The sequence below is a fragment of the Idiomarina seosinensis genome (genome assembly GCF_003987275.1).
Classification (GTDB): domain Bacteria; phylum Pseudomonadota; class Gammaproteobacteria; order Enterobacterales; family Alteromonadaceae; genus Idiomarina; species Idiomarina seosinensis.
Genome location: NZ_PIQF01000001.1, coordinates 870281 through 894551, shown reverse-complemented (window position 1 = coordinate 894551; position 24271 = coordinate 870281). Strand labels below are relative to the sequence as shown.

General features: G+C 46.2%; 16 protein-coding genes. 10 read left to right on the top strand and 6 right to left on the bottom strand.

Features of this window, described 5'->3' with window-relative positions; all coding sequences use genetic code 11:
• The 3 genes from CWI81_RS04270 to CWI81_RS04260 form a co-directional block, all read right to left on the bottom strand.
• Positions 1 to 1857 carry a DUF294 nucleotidyltransferase-like domain-containing protein gene (locus tag CWI81_RS04270; RefSeq protein WP_126783974.1) on the bottom strand — a complete coding sequence of 619 codons (1857 nt, stop codon included), beginning with the start codon at positions 1855 to 1857 and terminating at the stop codon, positions 1 to 3.
• A 60-nt stretch (positions 1858 to 1917) separates the two neighbouring features.
• Entirely contained in the window at positions 1918 to 3537 is a 1620-nt protein-coding gene (locus tag CWI81_RS04265) for a BCCT family transporter (protein WP_241970367.1), read from the bottom strand.
• Between the two features lie 226 nt (positions 3538 to 3763).
• Positions 3764 to 5101, bottom strand: coding sequence for a serine hydrolase domain-containing protein (locus CWI81_RS04260; RefSeq protein WP_157983292.1), 1338 nt, complete (start codon positions 5099 to 5101; stop codon positions 3764 to 3766).
• Positions 5102 to 5409: 308 nt separating this feature from the next.
• On the opposite strand from CWI81_RS04260, the gene CWI81_RS04255 reads away from it, so the two are divergent.
• From CWI81_RS04255 to katG, 8 genes are all read left to right on the top strand, one after another.
• Positions 5410 to 7767, top strand: coding sequence for a TonB-dependent receptor domain-containing protein (locus CWI81_RS04255; RefSeq protein ID WP_126783972.1), 2358 nt, complete (start codon positions 5410 to 5412; stop codon positions 7765 to 7767).
• Positions 7768 to 7839: 72 nt separating this feature from the next.
• Entirely contained in the window at positions 7840 to 8898 is a 1059-nt protein-coding gene (locus CWI81_RS04250; protein WP_126783971.1) for an alkaline phosphatase D family protein, read from the top strand.
• Between the two features lie 8 nt (positions 8899 to 8906).
• Positions 8907 to 9497 carry a transcriptional regulator BetI gene (gene betI, locus CWI81_RS04245; RefSeq protein WP_126783970.1) on the top strand — a complete coding sequence of 197 codons (591 nt, stop codon included), beginning with the start codon at positions 8907 to 8909 and terminating at the stop codon, positions 9495 to 9497.
• A 23-nt stretch (positions 9498 to 9520) separates the two neighbouring features.
• On the top strand, positions 9521 to 10984 hold the full coding sequence (gene betB, locus CWI81_RS04240; RefSeq protein WP_126783969.1) for a betaine-aldehyde dehydrogenase: 1464 nt from the start codon (positions 9521 to 9523) through the stop codon (positions 10982 to 10984).
• Complete coding sequence (gene betA, locus CWI81_RS04235) at positions 10984 to 12675, top strand: choline dehydrogenase (RefSeq protein ID WP_126783968.1); 1692 nt, start codon at positions 10984 to 10986, stop codon at positions 12673 to 12675. Before betB ends, betA begins: the two co-directional genes overlap by 1 nt.
• Before the next feature lies 1 nt (position 12676).
• A complete protein-coding gene (locus tag CWI81_RS04230; RefSeq protein WP_126783967.1) occupies positions 12677 to 13870 on the top strand; it encodes a BCCT family transporter in 1194 nt (397 codons plus the stop codon).
• Positions 13871 to 13877: 7 nt separating this feature from the next.
• Positions 13878 to 14297 (top strand): DUF3293 domain-containing protein, encoded by a 420-nt coding sequence (locus CWI81_RS04225; protein WP_126783966.1) that lies wholly within the window; start codon positions 13878 to 13880, stop codon positions 14295 to 14297.
• A 140-nt stretch (positions 14298 to 14437) separates the two neighbouring features.
• Positions 14438 to 16603, top strand: coding sequence for a catalase/peroxidase HPI (katG, locus tag CWI81_RS04220; RefSeq protein ID WP_126783965.1), 2166 nt, complete (start codon positions 14438 to 14440; stop codon positions 16601 to 16603).
• A 35-nt stretch (positions 16604 to 16638) separates the two neighbouring features.
• Here katG and CWI81_RS04215 read toward each other — a convergent pair whose 3' ends face one another.
• Genes CWI81_RS04215 through CWI81_RS04205 form a run of 3 tightly spaced genes read right to left on the bottom strand, consistent with a single transcriptional unit; the run spans position 16639 to position 20328 of the window.
• Positions 16639 to 17640: a LacI family DNA-binding transcriptional regulator gene (locus CWI81_RS04215; protein WP_126783964.1), complete on the bottom strand. Its 1002-nt coding sequence runs from the start codon at positions 17638 to 17640 to the stop codon at positions 16639 to 16641.
• A gap of 1 nt (position 17641) precedes the next feature.
• The gene (locus CWI81_RS04210) at positions 17642 to 18967 is read right to left on the bottom strand and encodes a glycoside-pentoside-hexuronide (GPH):cation symporter (protein ID WP_126783963.1); all 1326 of its coding nucleotides are present in this window, start codon (positions 18965 to 18967) and stop codon (positions 17642 to 17644) included.
• On the bottom strand, positions 18961 to 20328 hold the full coding sequence (locus CWI81_RS04205) for a GH1 family beta-glucosidase (RefSeq protein ID WP_126783962.1): 1368 nt from the start codon (positions 20326 to 20328) through the stop codon (positions 18961 to 18963). The genes CWI81_RS04210 and CWI81_RS04205 overlap by 7 nt, the downstream gene beginning before the upstream one ends.
• Positions 20329 to 20450: 122 nt before the next feature.
• Between CWI81_RS04205 and CWI81_RS04200 the strand changes: the two genes are divergently transcribed.
• Together CWI81_RS04200 and CWI81_RS04195 are read left to right on the top strand one after the other, a co-directional pair.
• Positions 20451 to 21725 carry a sugar MFS transporter gene (locus CWI81_RS04200; RefSeq protein WP_126783961.1) on the top strand — a complete coding sequence of 425 codons (1275 nt, stop codon included), beginning with the start codon at positions 20451 to 20453 and terminating at the stop codon, positions 21723 to 21725.
• Positions 21722 to 24238 carry a glycoside hydrolase family 3 protein gene (locus tag CWI81_RS04195; RefSeq protein ID WP_126783960.1) on the top strand — a complete coding sequence of 839 codons (2517 nt, stop codon included), beginning with the start codon at positions 21722 to 21724 and terminating at the stop codon, positions 24236 to 24238. The genes CWI81_RS04200 and CWI81_RS04195 overlap by 4 nt, the downstream gene beginning before the upstream one ends.
• Positions 24239 to 24271 lie beyond the last annotated feature (33 nt).

Genomic DNA, 24271 nt, shown 5'->3' with positions numbered 1-24271 from the left:
TTAAGCTCCAGAATACTTATAGCGAAGGTATTTTTGTGCGTTACTTAAGATCTGGAAGGCATCTTTTAGATTTTTCCGTTCAAAATCTGATAAATCCTCAGGCGCGACATTATTATCCGGTGGATCTCCCGCTTCTAGCGCTAGCGCCTGATGCCGAATACGGACCATCGAAATAAGTTCTAATGCGTCTCTTAAATCAGGCCCTCGTCCTTCGGGTAAAATACCTGCCTTGATGATGTCATCTAGACGAGCGAATGAGTTGCGTTGGCGTGAACCAATTGCGAGCGCGTGTACGCGAATTAAATCGGCTACTGGGCCAGTACCGCGGCGTTTAGTATTGATACTGTCGCGATGTTTGCCATCTTTCTCCATTAAGAAATCTTTAAAAAAACCAAGAGGAGGGGTTCGGTTCAGCGCGTTTCGAGCCATAGATCCCAAAAAGCGTTTATTACCCGCTGCTTTACTGCGTATAAGCTGGTTTAATTCGTCAGCATATTTGGTTTCACCTTTTACCCCTTCAAGATCAAAGAAAATTGACGCGTGCAGTAAAGTTTCAGGTGAGGGATCTTCGATCCAGTCGGTGAAATATTTTTTCCACTCTTTCAAGGGCTGTCGCCATTTTCGATTGGTGGCCATAATATCGCCGGTGCAATAGGTATAGCCACAGGCATTTAAACCGTCGGAGACGAACTGCGCGATATCTAAAAAGTATTGGTCGTGCTTTTTGACATCGTAATCATCGTGCAGCACCATCGCGTTATCTTGATCGGTAACCACAGTCTGTTCATCTCTGGCCATAGAGCCTAATGCGAGAAAGCAGTAGGGCACAGGGGGAGGGCCATACTTTTCCTCAGCCAACTCTAACAACCGTTGCTTAAAACTGCGACCGATAGTAGCCATGGCTGAGCCGATAATGCGCGAGTTTGCATCTTCTTCAACCATGCGCACATAACTTTTGTGGACATCGGGTACCAAAGTGGCAAGTTCTTCTATGGTGGTTTGCTTAAAGATACTGCTGACCACATACAAGCTACTTTGAGATTCGTGCCGAGCAACATCAGACAAGGCAATCACACCCACCACTTTAGCACTATCGAGCACGGGCAAGTGATGCAAATTGGTGCGCAACATGGTTAATAACGCTTCGAACACACGTTGGTTGCTATAAATAAAGGTAAGATCCTCAGACATAATGTCAGCGACAGCAGAATTTGGATCTTTGTCGACTGCGAGGACTCGTTTACGTAAGTCTTTATCGGTAATGATACCGACTGGTTTTTGCTGCTTTTCACCGTCATAAATTAATAATGATGACACTTTTTCGTTGGTCATCCTGGCAGCAGCTTCAGCGATAGTTGCCGATTTATCAATGGCGACCGGTTCTCTGGTAATCAGCTTTTCAACCTTGACCGCTAAAGTATTGTTGCGGCTTTCGCGCTCTTTGACGGCGCTGCTAACCCGGCGGTGTTCTTCTACCTCAACAGCGTCGGCAAATGCTTCGTATTCGTCAAAGAAACGATTAAACAGTTCGCCTGGAATGTAATAAATCAGAGTATCTTCGATGGTTTTTACCGGGTACCGAACTTTGCCTTTTCTTAATAATCCGGCTTCACCAAAAAAACCACCTTCACTGAGCCTATTATAGAGATCACCGTTGCGATGATAAGTCTCGACTGAGCCACTTCGAACAATATGCCAGTAGCTAATGGATTGGTTAAACTCCAGTACCTGGGAGTCGGCTTTAAAGTAGGCAATTGAAGTATTGCTAGCAGCAATTGAGAGCTCTTCTTCAGGAAGTTCGTTAAAAGGAGAGTAGCGTCTTAAAAAGTTTAGAATTTCTGTGTGCTCGGCTTCCATAAAAGCACCTCATGAGCGAAGGAGCAACACCCTTAAACAGAGGGTGTTGCTCTATTGACGTTATTTCGAAGCTTTACCAAGTCGAGGTTCCGAACGCAAGCCTTGTACAACGGAAATACAAGCGACCAGAAGCACGACGGTAAATGGCAATCCGGTAGAAATTGCCATTGCCTGAAGGGCAACCAGTCCGCCACCGAGGATTAGAGCGATAGCGACTAAGCCTTCAAAGCTACACCAGAATATGCGCTGGGATACGGGGGCTTCAGGCTTACCACCAGCGCTAATGGTATCAATAACCAGTGAACCAGAATCCGATGAAGTGATAAAGAACACCATCACCAAAATGATACCAATAAATGATGCAACTCCGGTCCAAGGGAAGCCTTCCAGCATTACAAATAATTGCAACGCTAACTCCGCATCAGCAATTTCCTTGGCGCCATTTAAGAATTGGTCCATTGCCGTGGTACCAAACACTGTCATCCAGAATACACAGGCCAAGGTAGGAATGATTAATACTGAGATTAAAAATTCACGCACTGTACGGCCGCGGGATACACGGGCAATGAACATACCGACAAATGGTGACCATGCTATCCACCAAGCCCAGTAAAATGCCGTCCAACCCTCTACGAAATTAGTGTCCTCACGTCCAAATGGATTTGAGAAACTGGGAAGCTCAACCACATAAGTGGCAAGGTTTTCGAAAAATCCGGTGAAAATTGCAATAGTAGGTCCTACTATAATGACAAACAGCATTAGCAGCGCAGCCAAAACCATATTTGCCTGAGATAATCGCTGCACACCCGCCTCAAGACCGGCTAATACTGAAATCAGAGCAATTGCCGTAATGCCAATAACCAGGAATACTTCGGTCATGTCACCTTTCGGGATATCAAACAGAAAGTTTAATCCCGCGGCAGCTTGTGAAGCACCCAGTCCTAACGAGGTGGCCAAACCGAATAAGGTGGCCAAAATAGCGATGATGTCGATAACGTGACCTGGCCATCCCCAAACTCGCTCGCCTAAGATAGGATAAAAAATAGAGCGGATGGTTAACGGTAAGCCTTTATTAAAGGCAAACAAGGCAAGCCCAAGAGCTAAGATCGCATAAATTGCCCAAGGGTGAAGTGCCCAGTGGAAAATTGTCGCCGCCATGCCCAGTCGCATTGCTTCGGCTTCGTTGCCACCAGCACCTCCTAATGGAGCCCAGTCGGTGCGAGCACCGCCTTCCATGCTGGTACCACCGAGCGCGCTGCTAAAGTGCGACATAGGTTCAGAAACACCATAAAACATTAGGCCAATGCCCATGCCCGCCGCAAACAACATCGAGAACCAACCCAAGTAGGAGAAATCGGGTTTGGCTTCGGTTCCGCCGAGTCTAACCCGGCCGAGCGGCGTAAAAATAAGTACAATAGCTAAAATAACAAAGATGTTGGCTGCAAGCATAAAGAACCAATCAAGGTTAGCTGTTAACCAGCCGCGTGCGCCAGTAAACAGAGGCTCTGCTTGGTTTTGAAACATCAACGTTAAGAAAACAAAGGCTATAATTGCCAATGCTGAAATTGCAAAAACGCGGTTGTGAAAGTCAAGACCCAATGGTCCAAGCTTCATCACTACGTTGTCTTGGCCGACTTGATAATCCGTGTTAATTGGATTGACTTCACCGTCAGGTATCATTGGATCGTTGGCTTTTCGCTCTCGTTCGAGATCTTTGTCTCCGCGAAGCACCTCTTCTTCTTTTTTATCGATCATCCCTTTCCCCTTAGAAATAAGTGTAAGGACTACTACGTCGTTTATTCTAAATAGATTACATAGATTTACAAATTCACTACTTCCAACCTCAGTATAGAGGTGAGCTTAAATAACTCAATAAAAAAACCAATAACCAAGTATTCGGATAAAATTACCGAACAGCTTCGACAAGAAGCCTTTTACCAAGGTTTGTAACAGTACGTGCTTGGTTACTTAAGATAATCACCCCGCGCTTGCTATCGGAAGTGAAACCAACAAAACTCGAAAAGCCAGCCGTTTGCCCATTATGCCAGACCAGTGTTTTTTCTTTATAGCCCTCTAAAATCCAGGCTAATCCCTGAGCAGTTCCTGGGCTCAAGGTGTGTTGCGGCGTTAGTAACCGGTCGACAACAGGTTGCCAGTTTTGATTAGGCTGCATTAATGCTTTGAGATAATTGACCATATCGTCAACCGTAGATACCACGGCGCCAGCACCTGCTAATGCATCGAAGTGCCAGTGGGGAACGGACTCTCCGTCGATACGATGACCGGCAATTAAGTTGCTATATTGATTAGGTTTGATGGCCAGACCAGTGTTGGTCATTTTCAAAGGTTCGAATAACTCTGACTGAATCAAATCTTTAAAGGTGGTTTGGTGCACTTTAGCCATTGTTTCAGCGAGTAAGCCATAACCAAAATTAGAGTATTGATAAGTTACATCAGGTGCTACTGTAGTTTGCTGCAGTGCTTGTTGTAGGCGTTCAAGTCCATAGGCGGCGTATGGGTCATTAATATTATCCAATGTTTGATTTTGATTGAGTAAGTTATCGGGTAGACGGGGTAGACCTGAATGGTGTGTCGCTAAGTCGATTAACTTAATGTCAGCGACATCCTGATTTGCCTCAGGCCATACATCACCTACAGTTTGCTCTGTTGGTAACTGGCCTTGTTGAATTGAATTGGCCAATAAGAAGGCGACCATTGTTTTTGAAACTGACCCAATTTCAAACTGTTTACCGCTATCAATATTGTAACTTTGCTTGGTTACCTGCCACTCATTATCAACTAATTCTATAATCGCAACTTCAGCCATGTGCTCTGCTAACTGCTCGCTCGCCGTCTTTTGCTCTGATTCGGCAGTAGCATCACCAGGACATAAAGTCAGCGGAAACTGCTGGCCCTGAGTAAACTGTCCGTGGTAACAGTCTGAATCATTAGACTGCCCGACAAAGGATGCCTGAATAATATCAGAGCTAAAGCTAAGTTTACTGCTATCAACATCTACCTGATCAACAGGGATTCCAAAAGAACCTTGGGCTGGACTATCGAGGGTAGCTACTAAATCGCCGCTCTGATTTAGTTTTAAATTGAGCTGTAATGGCAAAGACGATGTTTCATTGAGCACCAACTCTCCCTTATAAGTTCCAGTGAATTGGTCAGGTTCAGATGCTGCGGTAGCCGGCAAGCAGACAACGAGTAGCAATCCGGCTAGTAATTTTAGGGAGAGCATGGCAATGGTCCTTTTCGGCAATAAGTTCGATTTAGTTTTACACATTCGACGGTTGTTAACAAAGTGTTATTGAATTGACCGTTTGTGTCAAAACAACCCGACTGCAATAAATAACTTCAATAAACTCTATATATAGCGAAAATAAAGGCCTTTGGCTTTTTTTAAGGGGGGCCGCCGGGAGAAATAATGATTCGAGTTGAAACTGTCATTTGATTTTAATTGAACGGTCAATTAAAATAAACGCGACTGTAACATTCACTCATTAGTCTTAGATTGTCTCTAACACTAGAAAAATAGGACTTTAAGTCATGAAGTTATATGCACCAATGAAGCCAAGTTTATTGGCATTATCTGTATTCGCTGCGATGAGCACCTCAGCGGTTGCTCAGGAGCAGGAGAATAACGACGAGAAAAAGATCGAAGAAGAAAAAATTGAACAAATTTTGGTAACCGGTCGCAGTGTCTCGTACGCCAATAACACCACTGCCGAAGCAATGAAGCTTCAGCAAACCTCAATGACCAGTGCTCTTGGCGTCATTGACAACCTACCTGGCGTTCTGATTAACGAAGGTGACCCCTTTGGTTCTGATGAATGGTCAACCAGCATTTCAATGCGTGGTTTCCAAATTGATTTAAGTCACCAGCAGATCGGTATGACCATCGACGGTATTGCCAATGGTAACTCCAACTATGGTGGTGGTACTAAGGCTAACCGTTATATTGATACTGAAAACTTAGCTACAGCGCAGGTGTCTCAGGGTACCGCAGATATTGCGTCACGTTCGCACGAAGCGTTAGGCGGTACAATTAATTTTGAAACCATCGATCCTGGCTTTGAACAAAAGACTGTTGTCAGCACCACTTTAGGTGAGAACAACGCCCAAAAATTCTTTGTTCGCCACGAGACCGGTGAAATTGCAAAGGACACGTACGCTTGGGTAAGCTTTTCGAGCCAGGAAAATACTGACTGGATGGACGAAGTTGCGACCAACACTCGTGACCATTTTGCAGGCAAGCTGTTAAGTCGTATAGAAAACGTCGATTTAGAAGCCTATTTTACTTACGATGATGCCCGCGAATATACCTACCAGCGTGTTTACGGTGTTGAGCAATACGAATCAAACAAACAGTGGGACGGTTTGATTCCAAACTGGACTGGTGTTCCTTACCAGGATCAAGCCTACAGAAAAGGCTGGGTAACGCACCGTGAAAATATGTTTGGTTACTTAAAGGCATCGACCAATATTGGCAACTTGCAATTAAAAGGTAATGCTTACGTTCACCAAAACGAAGGCCGTGGCGATTGGATTCCATACTATGTGGCAGACGTAACCGATGATGGTGCCGGTAACCCGCACTCTGAATTGGATACTAGCACCACTGCTTATGGTGGCGCGGCTAATGGCTTTATCTATTTCGTAGACCGTGATGGGCGCTCATTACAGCCGGAAGCAGGCTGTGAAAGTTCGATCACCTTCCCTTATGGTGGCGCAGGCGCAGCACTTGACCCTGATTGCTATGGTCCAGGGGCCGTTCCAGTATCTTCTCACCGCCACACTAACTACGAAAAAGATCGTGTAGGTATTAACGGTGATTTTATTTGGGATACCAGTATCAACGGTATGGCTAACACGTTACGTGGTGGTTTTTGGTACGAAGATTACTCTCGTGAAGAATATCGCAGCTGGCATAAGCTGACAGATTCTGCAACCAGCGCTCGTTGGGAAAATAATCCATATTGGATTCAGTATAGCCGTGAGTTCCCAGTTGATACACTTATGTATTATTTGGAAAACGAAATTGATGCAGGCTTTGCTAAATTTCGTTTGGGTGCAAAAAAATTCGACGTAGACGTTGCTAAAGATGATCAATTTGATAGCAGCAATGATATCGACGTTGATTCAAGTTCGGATGTTTTATTGTCGGCCGGCTTTGTTGCTCCTATCCCAGCGGTTCGCGGTTTAGAGGTGTTCAGTGGCTATTCAGAAAACTTCGCAGCAGTTAAGGACGCGGTATTAGAGCGTGATGACACTGATGTTAGCCAGGTCGAGCCAGAAACGGCTGAAAATATCGATTTAGGTTTACGATATTCGTCGCCTGGTTTCAATGCCAGCTTAACCTACTACACCATTGAATTTGAAAATCGCATCACCTTTATCAGTAATGAAGATGTTGACGGTATCGACTTCTTAGAAGCTGCTGCTGGTGGTTATGTGAACGACGGTGGTGTTGAATCTGATGGCATCGAAGCATCGGTTGATTATCAGCTAAACGATCACTGGAGCGTCTACGGTTCTTATACCAATAACGATTCAACCTATATCGACAAAGACTTTGCCGGTAACCAGGTGGTTGGTAGTGCGGAAGACATGTTCTCAGTGAGCATCGACTACTCTAACGATAGCTATTTTGGTGGTTTCAGCACCAAGTATGTCGGCGAACGTTTTATGGACCAGTCTAATACTTCAAAGACTGATTCTTATACGGTCAGCGATCTCTATTTGGGAACTACTGCCTATGACATCGGTGGTGGTATTGACTCGGTAGAGTTCCGCTTTACTATCAACAACGTATTTGATGAAAGCTACTTGGGCACAATTGCACCAGGCGCAGCCTGGATTGGTGCTCCTCGAGTCGCTGCACTGAATGCCAAGTTTACTTTTTAAGTAGACTGTTATTAAGGAAGAGCCGGTCCGCTGGCTCTTCCTATTTTTTATTGTCACAAAAAGGATAAAGCAATGCGTAAATTTAGTTTAGCGGCAGCGTTGATATTGGCTGTGGCTCCAGCAGCTGCAACAGCTCAGCAGCACGTCTCGCATATTGCGTTTGGCTCGTGTTCTCATCAGGACAAAGACATGCCTATTCTCGATAGCATCATAGCGGATCAACCCGAGGTGTTCTTATTTCTCGGTGATAATGTTTATGGTGATACCGAGAATATGCAGGAACTGCAGGACAAGTACGAAAAACTGGGCGCTAAAGAACGTTTTAAACAGCTTCGTCATCAAACGCGTACGCTCGCTATCTGGGATGACCACGACTACGGAGCAAACGACGCTGGTAAGGATTACCCTAAAAAGGAAGAATCCCGGCAAGTCATGCTGGATTTTTGGGGCGCGTCTGACGACTCTAAACGACGCACGCGGGAAGACGGCATTTATACAGCCGAGATGTACGGCGAAGGTGAACAGAAAATTCACGTTATTATGCCGGATTTGCGTTGGAACCGAGACGACCTAAAACACGTTAGCCGCGACGAATACGCTAACGAACGTGCGCCTAATAACCTGGGTCCTTACGTAAAGCATGATGATATGACGAAAAGCATGCTTGGTGAAAAGCAATGGCAGTGGCTTGAACAGCAACTGCAAAAACCGTCACGAGTTAAAATTATTGCATCGAGCTTACAGCTACTGGCGGATTTTACCGGCTGGGAGGCGTGGGCAAACTTTCCAGCCGATCGTCAGCGACTGTTCAGCTTGATTAAGAAACATAAAGTTAATGGTGTCATTCTGGTCAGCGGTGACACTCATTGGGGTGAGGTTAGCTACTACGACGAAAACCTGGATTATCCATTGTGGGAAGTGACCAGTTCTGGCTTAACTCAGGAATGGAAGAACGTTAGCCCAAATAAACATCGTATTGGTCAATATACCGCCAACGTTAACTATGGCTCGGTAAAAATTGATTGGGAAAAAGACGATCCCTTAGTATCTTTGTCGCTCAAGGACGAAGCCGGTGATATCGTGACTAAACACAGCTTCCGTCTGTCAACGTTGGAGCCATACAAAGAATAGGAACTGAAATGCCAAAAGTAGGGATGCATCCGGTACGACGTCAACAACTTATAGATGCGACCATCGACGTGGTCGCCGAGTTAGGCCTTAAGTCGACGACGATTAATCTAATTGCTAAAAAAGCTGGTCTCTCGTCCGGTATTATTAGCCATTATTTTGGTGGTAAGCAGGCGTTAATTGAAGCGACAGTAAGGTACTTGCTGTCGCGCTTAAGGCTGGAGTCGTCACCAACCGATCCGGTCGCCCGCTTGCTTAAAATTGTCGATTTAAACTTTGCCGATATCCAGCAGTCGTTGCCAAGCACTAAAACCTGGCTAAGTTTTTGGGGTGAATCGATGCACGACGCCGGCTTGTCTCGTCTACAGGAAGTGAACAAACGGCGCTTGTTAACCAATTTACGATACAGCTATCGACAGTTATTAGCTAAGCAACAAGCTCATGAAGCGGCGGAAATGACGGCTGCTTTAATAGACGGTTTTTGGCTTCGGTGTGCTTTGAGTCAACGCCAAAACGACCGTTGCTTTGATATTGCTAAAGAACATTGTAAACGATTTATACTCACGACCTTGGAAACTCAAGGCGTCACTATTAACGATTAAAACGCTGACACGAGGAGTTCAAATTGCCTACTTCTGTACTAAAAAATTATATTGGTGGCGAATATGTTAATGCAGCCAGCGATCGCTGTTTTGACGTTATTTACCCAGCAACGGGTGAACGGATTTACGAAGTCGAGCAAGCGGGTGAAGCGTTATTGATTAATGCCATTCAAAGTGCACAACGTGGTTTTGCTAAGTGGTCAGCGATGGCGCCCGTTGAACGGGCTCGTATTTTACAGAAAGCCGCAAATTTGTTGCGTCAGCGTAATGATAAACTGGCAAAAATAGAAGTGCTGGATACCGGTAAACCGTGGCAGGAAGCGGTAGAAGTTGATGTGCAAACGGGAGCTGACTCGATCGAGTACTTCGCTAACCTGACGCAGTCAATGCTGGGTACTCAACAACCTATTGGTAACGATTTCTTTTACACTCGGCAAGAGCCTCTGGGCGTTTGTTTTGGTATTGGTGCCTGGAATTACCCATTGCAGATAGCCTGCTGGAAATCAGCTGCGGCATTAGCGGCCGGTAACGCCATGATTTTTAAGCCGTCTGAGGAAACGCCGCGCGGTGCAGCAATGTTGGCGGAGATCTTTACTGAAGCAGGGGTGCCGGATGGTGTGTTTAACGTTGTCCATGGTGACGGTGAAGTCGGGCGATATTTAACGGAGCATCCTGATATTGCCAAAGTATCGCTGACCGGCGAAGTTGGCACTGGTAAAAAAGTGATGGCGGCTGCGGCCGGAACGCTTAAGCAAGTGACAATGGAACTTGGCGGAAAATCGCCATTGATTGTATTTGACGATGCTGACATTGACGAAGCGGTTACCGGTGCGATGCTAGGTAACTTTTATACTCAGGGTGAAGTGTGTACCAATGGCACGCGGGTTTTTGTCCATGAGTCGGTGTACCAAAACTTTATTGAACGTTTGCTTGAGCGCACCGAGAACAATATCGTTGCTGGCGACCCCTTAGCTCCAGAGACCAATTTAGGCGCCTTGATTTCGGAATCACATATGAATTCAGTACTCGCCTATATTGATACTGCGAAACAGGAAGGCGCGAAATTATTAACCGGCGGAGAGCGGATCACGCCAGCTGGTTTTGAAAACGGCTATTATGTTGCGCCAACGGTGTTTACCGATTGTGATGATGATATGACCATCTGTCGGGAAGAGATTTTTGGGCCTGTGATGTCGGTAATGACGTTTACTGACGAGGATGACGTAGTAAAGCGAGCCAACAATACTGATTATGGTTTGGCCGCGGGGGTATTTACCACAGATATTCGTCGCGCACACCGTGTTATTGCTCAGATGCAAGCTGGTATATGTTGGATTAACGCATGGGGTAACTCGCCTGCTGAAATGCCGGTTGGTGGCTATAAGCAATCTGGAATCGGTCGTGAAAACGGCGTTGAGACGTTAAAGGCGTATACCCAGACTAAATCTGTCTACGTTGGTATGGATACACTTGAAGGGCCATTTTAATGTCTAGCCAGCATTATGATTACGTTATTGTCGGTGCTGGTTCTGCGGGTTGTGTGCTTGCGAACCGGTTAACTGAAGACAAAGCGGTGCGGGTGTTATTGCTGGAAACTGGTGGCTCGGATAAAAGTATTTTTATTCAAATGCCCACGGCGTTATCGATTCCGATGAATACCAAAAAATATGCCTGGCAGTTTCATAGCGAACCAGAGCCATACTTGAATAACCGTGAAATGCATTGCCCGCGAGGCAAGGTGCTGGGCGGATCTTCTTCGATAAACGGCATGGTCTATGTGCGAGGTCATGCGCGCGACTTTGACGAGTGGGCAGAGCTTGGTGCCGAAAACTGGGACTATCAGAACTGCTTACCTTACTTTAAGAAGTCAGAAGACTGGGCCTTTAATGCCGATGACTACCGTGCCAAAGGCGGTCCATTAGCAGTTAATAATGGCAATAATATGCGCAATCCATTGTATCGTGCATTTATCGATGCTGGAGAGCAAGCCGGCTATTGGCGCACCGAAGACTACAATGGTGGACAGCAGGAAGGCTTCGGTGCAATGCATATGACGGTGAAAAATGGACGTCGCTGGTCAACGGCGAATGCCTATTTACGCCCTGCGATGCAGCGTGACAACCTGACTGTGCGCACGAAGGTGCAGGTAGAACGCATTTTGTTGGAAGACAAAAAAGCGGTAGGTGTCGCGATTATCGGTGAGAATGGCAAAGAGACCATTAAAACTTCCGGTGAAGTGATATTAAGTGCCGGACCGATTGGTTCTCCGCAACTGCTGCAAGTATCAGGTATCGGTCCAAAATCAGTATTGGAACAAGCTAATATTGAGCTTAAGCATGAATTACCCGGTGTCGGTGAAAACTTGCAGGACCATCTGGAGTTTTACTTTCAGTACCGGTGTCAGCAACCCATTAGCCTTAACGGTAAACTAGGCCCACTCAGTAAGTTAGCCATTGGCGTTCGTTGGATCTTATTTAAAACCGGATTGGGCGCCACTAATCACTTTGAATCCTGTGGTTTTATTCGCTCGAAAGAGGGCGTTGAGTGGCCTGATTTGCAGTATCATTTTTTACCTGCTGCTATTCGTTATGACGGTAAAAGCGCTTTTAATGGCCATGGTTTCCAGCTGCATATTGGTCATAACAAACCTAAGAGTCGTGGCTGGGTGCGGGTGCAGTCGGATGACGTTACTGTGGCTCCTAAAATCCAGTTTAATTACCTACAGGCAGAAGAGGATATCGAGGCGTTTCGCGCTTGTGTTCGCTTATCCCGTGAAATTATTGCGCAGTCGGCTATGGACCCGTTTCGTGGAGACGAAATCCAGCCTGGTAAAGCGGTCCAGACCGATGAACAAATCGACGCTTTTGTTCGCGATGCTGTGGAAAGCGCTTATCACCCTTGTGGCAGTTGCCGGATGGGGGCGGTTGATGATCCAATGGCGGTGGTTGATCCTGAGACCAAAGTGCGTGGGATAAGCGGCTTGCGGGTGGTTGACTCTTCATTGTTTCCAACCATTCCAAATGGCAACCTGAATGCACCGACTATCATGTTGGCAGAGCGCGCAGCAGACCTTATAAAATCGGGTACAACGCTTGCAGCTGCTAATGTTTCGGTAGTGCAGGATTCGAACTGGAACTCGAAACAACGCCAGAATACGCCTGCTAGAGAGGTTAAATAATATGTTAACCCTGGTTGGTATTGGTATGGTGTTCTTCATGGTGATGGTTATTCTGATCCTGTGGCGTTGGGGTCAGTTGCCTTTGCAAGGAAAAATCCCGGTATCAACTTGGGTTTTTATCGCAATTTTGTTCACTTCTGGTCTGGATGTCGGCCTTATTATGTTCCCCTTGACCGAGTTTCCGGTTTACGCCGACATTGAAAATAATAAGGAATACGCATTTGCTAATCCTTTAGCAATCGAATTTGGCTTTTGGGGCTTTATGGTCTGGGCAATCTATTTTGTCACGTGCTTCTATTTCTGTGCATTAGAGCCAAAGCTGAAGTTCTTTCAAATTACCTGGGTCAAGTGGATTAACAACATTGTTATTATCGGCACCTGTGCTTTCACCGCCCACCTTTTATACGCGAATTTAAGCTGGTATCTACCAAGTATTGCTCCTGAGTCAGGCTTTCCATGGGTGTTCGCAACCCTGGTATTAGTAACGATTTGTGCGGCAGTATACTCCAGTACCGAGCTTAAATTTGTAAAATTACTGAGTGTCTCTTCCGGTGGCTTGTTTTTTGCCCTAATTATTGGTTTGGGGATCTATATTACGCAACAGCCTAATGTCGCAGCCGGTGATTATTTATCGACATTACCGTTGCTATCAGACTACTTTGTGCATTTACAGCGTTTTATATTACCGATCAATGATTATCACGCGTTCTATCTATTCTGGTGGTTTGCCTGGAGTATTATGATTGGGCAATTTACCGCGCGTTTCGTTGGTAATATGAAAACTGTTACCTTGTTTGCAAATATGCTGATTTGGCCTTCGCTGTCACTTGGGTTGTGGTTTAGTGTACTGTATTTGTTCTATACTAAAGGTATTGATACTGCGGGTTGGATTAACCGTTGTATGGTTGCCGTCGGAGTCGTTTTTGTACTTAACTCATTAGACTCTCTAATTCGACTGTATTCTGACAATTTAAACCTGACTGTGGAGCGTATGGGTAAACCCCGCTATTTTGTGCTGCATAGCGTTTTAATGGTTGGTTTAACGGTTTTATTCAGCCTTGAGTTTATTCGTATCCAATGGGTGGGCGCATTGGTTATCGGAATCGGGTTATGTTGTTTCTTGTATTTGTTAGCAGCTAAAAAGAGGCAATTGTTACCACCGTCTAGGCCAATCATTGGGGTGGCGCGCAAATAAAGACTTTATGAAAAAAAAGCTACTGGATGCCTATCATGAAGCTAAATATCGAGTGCTGACCGAGCCGCAGGTATGTGTTCAGGTTGGCGTCTCCCAGGTGGTTTTGATTGACCATTTTTTTGCCGCTGATAGTTTTTGTATCATTACCGCTTATAATCCGTTAAGTACCAAGCTGAATGATGATGAAAATAAACAGTCTAATGAAAAACTGCTGGACCAAATCAAACAACTATCAGATGTAAAAGTTTGCGCCGATACGGTGGCACAAGATCCAAACAACGAATGGCCCGATGAACGAGGTTTTTTAGTCGCCAACCTCAGCAAAGAACAGGCGTTGCAGCTAGGACGACTGTATCAGCAACATGCAGTGGTGTGGATGCCTTCCCCCGTTTATCGTGCTGAATTATTGCAATGCTCTCAGTCCTGAATCGATAAAATCTATCACTCCGACCGTTTTAATGACTTTGCTCAATCTCTCCATGAGCTGCTATAAATCTAACCAAGCTAATACACCGTAAGCTATATTAGATTTATAAAATTCTTACAGGAATAAAAGGAAGCAACATTATGAGTTCAGGCAAATGTCCGATCGTACATGGCAGTATGACCAGCGAAAAGAAAACCAACACTCACTGGTGGCCTAATTCTCTTAAATTGGAAATCCTGCGTCAGCATGACACCAAAGCAAATCCGATGGACGAAGACTTTGACTATGCTGAAGAGTTTAAGAAAATTGATTTAGAGCAGTTAAAACAAGATTTAAAAGAGTTTATGACCGATAGCCAGGAGTGGTGGCCAGCAGACTGGGGTCACTACGGCGGTTTGATGATACGTATGGCATGGCATTCAGCAGGCTCCTACCGCTTAGCCGACGGCCGCGGTGGCGGCGGTACCGGTAACCAACGGTTTGCACCGCTGAATAGTTGGCCAGACAACGTAAGCCTGGATAAGGCGCGGCGCTTGCTATGGCCGATCAAGAAAAAATACGGTAACAGTCTGTCCTGGGCTGACTTATTCATTCTTGCCGGCAACATGGCCTATGAATCTATGGGACTAAAAACCTTTGGTTTCGCTGGTGGTCGCGAAGATATTTGGCACCCGGAAGAAGACATTTATTGGGGCAGTGAGAAAGAGTGGCTAGCAGAGACTAAAAATCGTTACAGCCCTGACGAACAACGTGATTCTTTGGAAAACCCGCTGGCGGCAGTTCAAATGGGGCTTATCTATGTGAACCCAGAAGGGGTTGATGGGCAGCCAGATCCGTTAAAAACGGCAAAGGATATTCGCGAAACCTTTGCTCGCATGGCGATGAATGATGAAGAGACAGTTGCATTAACGGCGGGCGGCCACACTGTGGGGAAATGCCACGGTAATGGTAAAGAAGAGAATTTAGGGCCGGAGCCTGAGGCAGCAGACGTTGAAGAGCAGGGCATGGGTTGGCGTAATAGTGGCGGTAAAGGCAAAGGCAGAGACACTGTGACAAGCGGTATCGAGGGTGCCTGGACGACTAACCCAACGCAATGGGATAACGGCTATTTTTATCTACTGTTTAACTATGACTGGGAGCTGAAAAAGAGCCCCACGGGTGCCTGGCAGTGGGAACCGGTCGATATTAAAGAGGAAGATAAACCCGTTGATGTCGAAGATCCGTCTATTCGCCTGAACCCGATTATGACTGATGCGGACATGGCCATGGTGAAAGATCCTGAGTACCGTAAGATTTCAGAGAAGTTTTATAACAACCCTGAGTATCTTGCAGAGGTGTTTGCACGAGCCTGGTTCAAACTGACGCACCGCGACCTTGGTCCTAAAGATCGTTACCTAGGCCCGGATGTGCCGGACGAAGATCTCATTTGGCAAGATCCAATCCCGAAAGTTGAATACAGTTTGAGCGAACAAGAAATTGGTGAACTAAAAGAGAAACTGTTAAATAGCGGCTTATCTTCTTATGAACTGATTTCGACGGCGTGGGACAGTGCTCGTACATACCGGGGTTCTGATTTCCGGGGAGGAGCTAACGGCGCTCGTATTCGTTTGGCACCGCAGAAAGACTGGCACGGTAATGAGCCGGAAAAACTGCAGAAGGTGTTAGGTACATTGGAACAACTGCAATCAACATTGGATAAAAAAGTTAGTATTGCTGACCTAATTGTGCTCGGTGGTACTGCCGCTGTTGAAAAGGCTGCGCATGATGGTGGTGTCGATATTACCGTACCATTCACCCCAGGTCGCGGTGATGCCTCCGATGAATGGACCGATGCTGAAAGCTTTGAACCGCTGGAACCATTACATGATGGGTATCGCAATTATCTGAAAAAAGATTATGCAGTGCCGGCCGAGGAGTTGATGCTCGACAGAACTCAGTTAATGGGGCTAACTGCACCAGAAATGACCGTGTTGGTTGGTGGTATGCGAGCATTAGGGGCCAATTATGGTGAGTCCAAGCACGGCTTGTTTACCGATCGTGTGGGTACGCTAACTAATGACTTTTTTGTGAACTTGACCGATATGGACAATGTTTGGAAAAAGGCGGGTGACCACTACGAAGTGCGTGACCGTAGCACAGATGAACTAAAGTGGACTGCCAGCCGCATTGATCTTGTGTTTGGTTCTAACTCGATTTTACGGTCGTACTCAGAACTTTATGCTCAAGACGATAATCAGGAGAAGTTTGTCAAAGACTTTGTTAAGGCCTGGGTTAAAGTCATGGATGCGGACCGTTTTGATGTCTAGCTTGATTAAAACGCGTGCTTTTTAGCACGCGTTTTTTATTTCGCTGCGGCTGCCGAGTCGCGTTGAATGAGACGGGGTTCAAAGACGTTTTGAATGTCACCTAATTTTTGCTGGTAGACATTTTTTAATACCCAACGCGAGGCCATTTGACCCATTCCGCCAATAGGGTAGTCGACTGTGGTTAGTTTAGGGCACATATAGTGGGAAAAGTTAACGTTATCAAATCCAACTACCGATAATTGTTCGGGCAAAGAACGACCCAGCTCCCTGGCTGCAGTCATTGCACCCGCTGCCATCTCGTCATTAGCACATACAACTGCGGTTATTTGAGGATCGGTATTTAGTAGCTGAGTCATCCCGTCGGCACCGCCTTTTTCGTGGTAATCGCCCTCATAAAAAACGCTTTGACTGGAATTGATTGCAAACTCGGCAAGTGCTCTTAAGTGCCCGTTGTACCGCTGTTCGGCATCGTGCTTCCACATTGGACCAGAAATATAGCCGATATTAGTATGCCCAAGTTGTAACAGGTGTTGGGTAGCGAGGTAGCCGCCATGCTGATTATTAAGCGTAATACAACGTTGGTATAACGAGGGAACAAAACGATTTAATAACACAAAGGGGACATCTTTGTCGGCTAATTCTGTTAAATAATCATCGCTTACTGCTTCTACATGCAGTATCAGTGCGTCACAGTTACGACTTTGTAAAAAGGAAATACTCTCTTTTTCTAGTTTTTCATCACTGTGACCCGCCGCAATAATGACGTGTTTACCTGCCTTACGAAAGGCAGTCTCGATATCACTAAGTAGCGTACCGAAAAAAGGACCGTTTAATTCGGACACAACAATACCGATCGAGTTTGACCGGCTAGAAGCGAGTGACTGAGCCACGGAGTTTGGGTGATAACCCAACTTATCCATGGCTTCGAGAACCTTAATGCGGGTTGCTTCTCTAACTGGGGTATTATTATTTATCACCCGTGAAACGGTCGCTAATGACACGCCGGCAAGTTTAGAAACTTCGTAGATTGTCGCCATGTTATGAGTATTGCTCCAGCGCTCTGCTAATTTGTTGTACCCGTGGTTGCTTTAAAGTGTACCTGCGCATCACAAATGCAACAAGCAGAGATGCAATTGCTGGTAAAACGGTAAATGCGATTAAAATGCCAGTTTGTGTGTGGGGGCTTTGCAATTGGTCAGGTGAGTAGTCGTAAAATGCCAACCACCAGCCAGCTATAGCTCCTCCCATAGCAAGACCAAACTTAATAAAGAATACGACCGATGAGTAGACAAGCCCGGTTGCACGGATACCTGTCTTCCAATAACCATAATCGACCACATCAGCAATTTTAGCCCACAGCATAGGGGTTCCCATTTGTAAAAAAAGGCCCCATAAGAAGTACAATGTGAACGCCAAAATCAATTGATCGGGTGACACCCAGTAGGCGGCGACACAAATCAGTGCAGCGATAACCTGAACACTGATATAGGCGGTTACTTTATCGATATACCGACAAACAAATTGCGCCAGTGCGCAGCCGAGAATATTTCCGATCATACCGATGCTAATAAATAGGGTAATAAGATCTTCGCGAACTAAATAATATTTTACGTAATAAATCGCTAAGGTATTTTTCAGGGCAATCCCCGTGAGCACTAACGCTGCGGCAATGGATAGCCGTCGCCACTGTTCGTTAGACCACAACGTGTGCAAACCGTTGCTGAGCGATAAGTGCTGTTGCTTGGGCGGTATAAGCCGTTCACGGGTTCCCAGGAAACAAAGAATAAATAGCAATACGCCAAAAATGCTCAGTGCCAATATGGTTAGCTGGTAACCGAGAACTTTGTTGCCTTGCCCAATCCAGTCAACTAAAGGTAGCGTACAGGTCGCAACCAGTAACCCCCCAAGCATGCCAAATACAAAGCGATAAGATTGCACAGAAACACGCTCTAATGGGTCGGCGGTAAGTACACCTCCAAGCGCTGAATAGGGAATGTTAATAGCGGTATAAGCCAGCATTAGCAACGTATATGTCGCGTAGGCGTACAAAATTTTTGATGTCGTGTTCAGATCGGGAGTGGTAAATGCCAGTACGCTACAGATGGCAAAAGGAACTGCTACCCAGAGCAAGTAAGGTCGAAATTGACCGTATCGAGAGCGGGTTTTATCGGCAATAAGGCCCATCATTGGATCGGTAATAGCATCGATAAGCCTGACCACTAAAAACATAGTACCGACCGCTGCGGCAGGGATACCAAAAATATCGGTATAAAAAAAAGCCAGAAACAACATGACGGTCTGGAAAATGATGTTGCTGGCGGTGTCGCCCAAGCCATAAGCAACTTTTTCTTTGCGGCTTAACATAAGTCCTCCACAGCGGTAAGCTGTGATTGTCGTGTTAAGCACAGCTGCTGTAAAGCTTTTGCACTATTTTTTAGTGTGCGTTGCTGCGTCTGGTAATCAACATAGACGATTCCAAACCTTTGCGTGTAGCCTTCCGCCCATTCAAAATTATCCATTAAACTCCAGGCGAAATAACCGCGGACATCGACGCCGTCATTAATGGCGTCATCTACTGCCAATAGGTGAGACTGAAAATAATCAATTCGACGGGCATCATCGACAATGCCATTATCGATTTGGTCGTCGTAGGCTGCGCCATTCTCAGTGATATAGACTGGCGGTAAGTTTTGGTAGCGCTGATGGAGTCCAATCAGTATTTCAGTCAGGCCGGCCGGATAAACTTCCCAGCCCATAGTGGTTAATTCATCACCGGTTGCCGGAACATCGCTAAACCAGCCTCTTTGGTTTTCCCTAAAAACCGTTCTGGTATAGTAGTTAACGCCGAGGAAGTCTATCGGCTGACTAATAATGTCCATGTCTCCGGAACGTACCTCTGGTTGCTCGTTTGCCGCTAGTTGTTCGAATAAAGGCGGATAACCGCCTTTTAGTAAAGGCTCTATATACCAAAGGTTGTGGTATTGATGAGCAGACTCTGCGGCGAGTTTGTCCTGAACGCTGTCTGAGGCTGGATAACATGGGCTAAAATTTAATACGATGCCATGCTCCGCTAAAGGCGCGTGCTGTCTTAATTTAGGTAAAGCGAGCCCGTGCGCAAGCAATAAATGGTGAGCTGCCTGACGACCTTGCTGGCGACTTTGTTTGCCCGGGGCGTGAATACCGGCCTCGTAGCTTAAATAAGCGCTACAAAATGGCTCGTTCAAAGTTGCGTAACTGACTACCTTGTTACCCAACGCTTTGGCTACAACTTCAGCATAGTCAGCAAAGCGGTAGGCTGTATCCCGGTTTAACCAACCGCCTTGATCCTCTAGGTATTGGGGAAGATCCCAGTGATAAAGAGTCAGGTAACTTTTGATTCCTCTTTTTAATAAAGCATCAACTAAGTTGCTGTAGAACGCTAGCCCTGTCTGATTAACGCTACCATCCGAATTAATTACTCGGCCCCAGGCAATTGAAAATCGATAGGCATCGACTCCTAAAGAAGCTATAAGCTCGACGTCCTGCTGATAGTTCTCTATATGCTCGCAAGCAACATCGCCATTGGATTTATCTTTTATTTTTCCGGGCTTGCGGCAAAAAGTATCCCAGATGCACAGCTCTCGGCCAGCAATGTCTCCTTCAATTTGAAAGGACGATGTAGCGACCCCGAAGGTAAAGTCTTGAGACTTTAAATATGACTGTTTTGGCAGGGTTATTGTTTTCATAAGCGTCCATTCCAGAGTAGGTTTTCATTGCCATTAAATTCAATTATGCTATACATGAAAGCGCTTACATAATATTAGATGGTGTTGACACCATCGTCAAAAAAATAAAGCAAGAGGAAATTATGACAACACCGCAAACATCAGCGTTACATGGTGGCGGCAGTGACAACAACTATCGGTTTGCACTGACTGCGCTCACATCGCTGTTCTTCATTTGGGGCTTTATCACCTGCCTCAACGATATCCTTATTCCGTACCTACGACTGTTGTTTGACTTGAACTATGCGCAGTCGATGCTGATTCAGTTTTGCTTTTTTGGAGCCTATTTTATTATTTCAGTTCCGGCTGGATTGATGGTCGGTAAAATTGGTTACAAAATGGGCATTGTCACAGGTCTGTTGATCGCTGGGGCAGGGTGTGTGTTGTTCTATCCGGCAGCGATGATGGAGGTCTACGGGTTATTTCTGCTGGCATTATTTATCCTTGCCTCTGGTGTGACGATTTTGCAGGTGGCGGCTAATCCCTATGTGACCCGACTTGGTCCTGAGGAGACGTCATCGAGCCGACTGACCATGACCCAAGCGTTTAACTCATTAGGTACCACGGTTGCACCTTTCTTCGGCGCCTGGCTGATATTTGGTGGTGTTGCAGACCCGGAAGTTACTGGAGTGAGTAAAGACACGGTATCAACTCCGTACTTCATTTTAGCGGCAACCTTGGTTTTGATGGCGCTGATATTCGTAAAATTAAAACTCCCCAACATGGGTAAAGTGGATGCGGCAGCACCCTTGCCTACAAAAGGTGGGGCCTGGAGTCAACGCCACTTAGTGTTAGGTGCCATCGGTATTTTTGTTTACGTTGGGGCAGAAGTTGGTATCGGTAGCTTTTTAGCCATTTATTTGTCGCAATCGGATATAGGAAACATGTCGAGCTCACAAGCTTCGCATTATATTTCCTGGTACTTTGGTGGTGCGATGGTAGGCCGCTTTATAGGTGCAGCAGTGATGCAGAAGTTTGCCGGTAACAAGGTGTTGTTATTTAATGCCAGTATCGCAGTTGTTTTAGTGGCCACTACAATTAACAGTAGTGGTGCGTTGGCTATGTGGTCGCTGTTATTTGTCGGTCTATGCAACTCTATAATGTTCCCGACAATTTTCAGTCTGGCACTGCAAAACCTAAAAGAGAGTACCAGCCAAGGGTCTGGCATTCTGTGTTTGGCGATTGTTGGGGGAGCTATTGTTCCTTTATTACAAGGGGCGCTAGCCGATGCTACCAGTGTCCAATTCGCCTTTATTTTACCGTTACTGTGTTACGTGTATATCGCGTTTTACGGGTTTCGCGGTTATAAACCTCAGGCATTTAAATCTATCGCGCGCGCGCAGGAGGCCGAATCATGAAACGCGCTTATCTAACTACTGCCATTGCCTTGGCTTTGTCGGCGACAGTTGGCTGCTCTCCCGCGTCTAACCAACAGTCGGAGCAGGAGGTTTGGCCAAAACTAAACTTGCCGGTTAAGCAACAGCCTGACATGGAACAACGAATCGATACGTTGCTCGATAAAATGACATTAGAGCAAAAAGTCGCGCAAATGATTCAGCCGGAAATCCGTGATATTACCGTCGAGGACATGCGTAAATATGGTTTTGGTTCTTATCTAAACGGTGGTGGCGCATTCCCCAATAACGATAAATATGCGACACCACAAGACTGGATTGCATTGGCCGAGTCCCTTTATCAAGCATCCATTGATGACAGCGTCGATGGAATCGATATTCCAACGATGTGGGGCACCGATGCCGTGCACGGCCATAACAACGTTCTCGGCGCGACGATTTTTCCGCATAACATCGGCTTAGGTGCCGCTAAAAACCCAGAACTGATCAAAGATATTGCCGGTGTCACTGCGACCGAAGTAATGGTTACCGGTATCGATTGGGTGTTTGCACCGACAGTCGCTGTTGCCCGTGATGTTCGCTGGGGCCGTACCTATGAAAGTTATTCAGAAAACCCGCAAATTGTTCACGATTACGCAGCCGCAATTGTAGAGGGCTTGCAAGGTGACGTAGCGAAAAGCTTTCTCGATGAACGGCATGTTATCAGTACCGTAAAACACTTTATTGGTGACGGTGCGACTACCGATGGTATTGACCAGGGTAATGCCGAGATTAGTGAGCAGGAATTATTCGATTATCATGCGCAAGGGTATGTCGGCGGCTTGCAAGCTGGCGCGCAGAGCGTTATGGCCAGCTTTAATAGTTGGAATGGTAAAAAAATCCATGGTGACGAATATCTGCTTACCGATGTACTAAAAGAAAAGATGGGTTTCGACGGCTTTGTCGTTGGTGACTGGAACGGTCATGGTCAAATAGAAGGTTGCACCAACGCTGATTGCCCTCAGGCTGCTAATGCAGGTCTGGATATGTATATGGTGCCGACTGCCGCCTGGAAGCCGCTATATGAAAACCTAATTGCACAGGTGCAGGACGGCACTATCGCAATGGAGCGAATCAACGATGCAGTGCGCCGTATTTTGCGTGTAAAAATGCGGGCGGGGCTATTTGATAAGCCAAGCCCCGCTGAACGTCCTCTGTCCGGTAAGACAGAGCTTATAGGCGCTGAAGAACATCGCGAAGTTGCCCGCCAGGCTGTGCGTGAATCACTGGTGTTACTGAAAAACAAAGACAATGTATTACCGTTAAATCCGAATCAAAATATTTTGGTGGCCGGGCCTGCCGCTGACAATATCGGACAACAATCCGGTGGCTGGACTATTAGCTGGCAGGGTACTGGCAATAGTAATGAAGACTTCCCTGGCGGCACCTCAATTTATCAAGGGATTATGGATGCGGTAACCGCTATGGGCGGCCAAGTTGAGCTGGCCGAAAATGGTCAGTATCAGCAGAAGCCGGATGTCGCTGTCGTGGTTTACGGCGAAACACCGTATGCCGAGGGTAACGGTGACATTGACAACATCGATTATCAGCGCAATAACCCAGTTGATCAGCAGTTATTGGAAAGCTTAAAGGAGCAAGACATCCCGGTAGTATCGGTATTTATTAGTGGTCGCCCGATGTATGTTAACCCTGAGCTTAATGCCTCCGATGCGTTTGTCGCGGCTTGGCTGCCAGGCTCCGAAGGACAAGGTGTTGCGGATGTTATTATTGCCGATGAAAATGGTGAACCACGCCACCCAATGACCGGTGAACTGCCATTTTCCTGGCCAGCTGATCCTTCTCAAGGTCGATTGAATTCTGATCAGGACGATTACGCACCGCTATTGGAAGTCGGTTTTGGTTTGAACTATGGAGAGCAAAATACCTTGTCTGATGATTTGCAAACAGACTTTGTCGATCAGGATGCTCTGGCTGATATGGCGATCTTTGATCGTGCGCCGCAGAGCCCATGGCAGTTGCAAATTTTCAATGACGAGCAGCGTACCGCAGTTACCAGTAGTGTTCAGGAAATCGACAGCGTTGCAAGTTCGACCTTTGACGATCAAGTGCAGGAAGACGCTCGCGAATTCGTGTTTGATGGAACGGGATCGGGAGGGTTTAGCTTTATTAGTCCATTCAGCCGCGATTTACGAGCTTTTGCTGGTGACAACGGCACATTAGAATTATCCTACAAAGTCGATCGTATACCGCAACAGCCAGTGTATCTGCAGATGAACTGCTTGTCTGGTGACTGTCAGGTAAAAATTGACCTACAACACCAGCTGCAGCAGTCGCAACCGGGCGAGTGGGCGACATTGTCGTTGTCAATGCAGTGTTTGCAGCAAGCCGGTTTGGATACGGCAGCGGTAGGGGAGATATTCGGTATTTCTCACGCAGCCGCTTTAAGCTTTAGCATTAGAGATATTCGCTTAGTCGCTGAGCAAGCTGAAGACACTGAAGCGGTTTGTTTAGATTAAGCGACAAACCGTAGTTAAAAAAAAAGCTCCGAT

Excerpts from the sequence above, each read along its gene's own strand:
- CWI81_RS04270 (WP_126783974.1), bottom strand. The coding sequence starts at position 1,857 with ATGGAAGCCGAGCACACAGAAATTCTAAACTTTTTAAGACGCTACTCT.
- CWI81_RS04265 (WP_241970367.1), bottom strand. The coding sequence starts at position 3,537 with ATGATACCTGACGGTGAAGTCAATCCAATTAACACGGATTATCAAGTC.
- CWI81_RS04260 (WP_157983292.1), bottom strand. The coding sequence starts at position 5,101 with ATGCTCTCCCTAAAATTACTAGCCGGATTGCTACTCGTTGTCTGCTTG.
- CWI81_RS04255 (WP_126783972.1), top strand. The coding sequence starts at position 5,410 with ATGAAGTTATATGCACCAATGAAGCCAAGTTTATTGGCATTATCTGTA.
- CWI81_RS04250 (WP_126783971.1), top strand. The coding sequence starts at position 7,840 with ATGCGTAAATTTAGTTTAGCGGCAGCGTTGATATTGGCTGTGGCTCCA.
- betI (WP_126783970.1), top strand. The coding sequence starts at position 8,907 with ATGCCAAAAGTAGGGATGCATCCGGTACGACGTCAACAACTTATAGAT.
- betA (WP_126783968.1), top strand. The coding sequence starts at position 10,984 with ATGTCTAGCCAGCATTATGATTACGTTATTGTCGGTGCTGGTTCTGCG.
- CWI81_RS04230 (WP_126783967.1), top strand. The coding sequence starts at position 12,677 with ATGTTAACCCTGGTTGGTATTGGTATGGTGTTCTTCATGGTGATGGTT.
- CWI81_RS04225 (WP_126783966.1), top strand. The coding sequence starts at position 13,878 with ATGAAAAAAAAGCTACTGGATGCCTATCATGAAGCTAAATATCGAGTG.
- katG (WP_126783965.1), top strand. The coding sequence starts at position 14,438 with ATGAGTTCAGGCAAATGTCCGATCGTACATGGCAGTATGACCAGCGAA.
- CWI81_RS04215 (WP_126783964.1), bottom strand. The coding sequence starts at position 17,640 with ATGGCGACAATCTACGAAGTTTCTAAACTTGCCGGCGTGTCATTAGCG.
- CWI81_RS04210 (WP_126783963.1), bottom strand. The coding sequence starts at position 18,967 with ATGTTAAGCCGCAAAGAAAAAGTTGCTTATGGCTTGGGCGACACCGCC.
- CWI81_RS04205 (WP_126783962.1), bottom strand. The coding sequence starts at position 20,328 with ATGAAAACAATAACCCTGCCAAAACAGTCATATTTAAAGTCTCAAGAC.
- CWI81_RS04200 (WP_126783961.1), top strand. The coding sequence starts at position 20,451 with ATGACAACACCGCAAACATCAGCGTTACATGGTGGCGGCAGTGACAAC.
- CWI81_RS04195 (WP_126783960.1), top strand. The coding sequence starts at position 21,722 with ATGAAACGCGCTTATCTAACTACTGCCATTGCCTTGGCTTTGTCGGCG.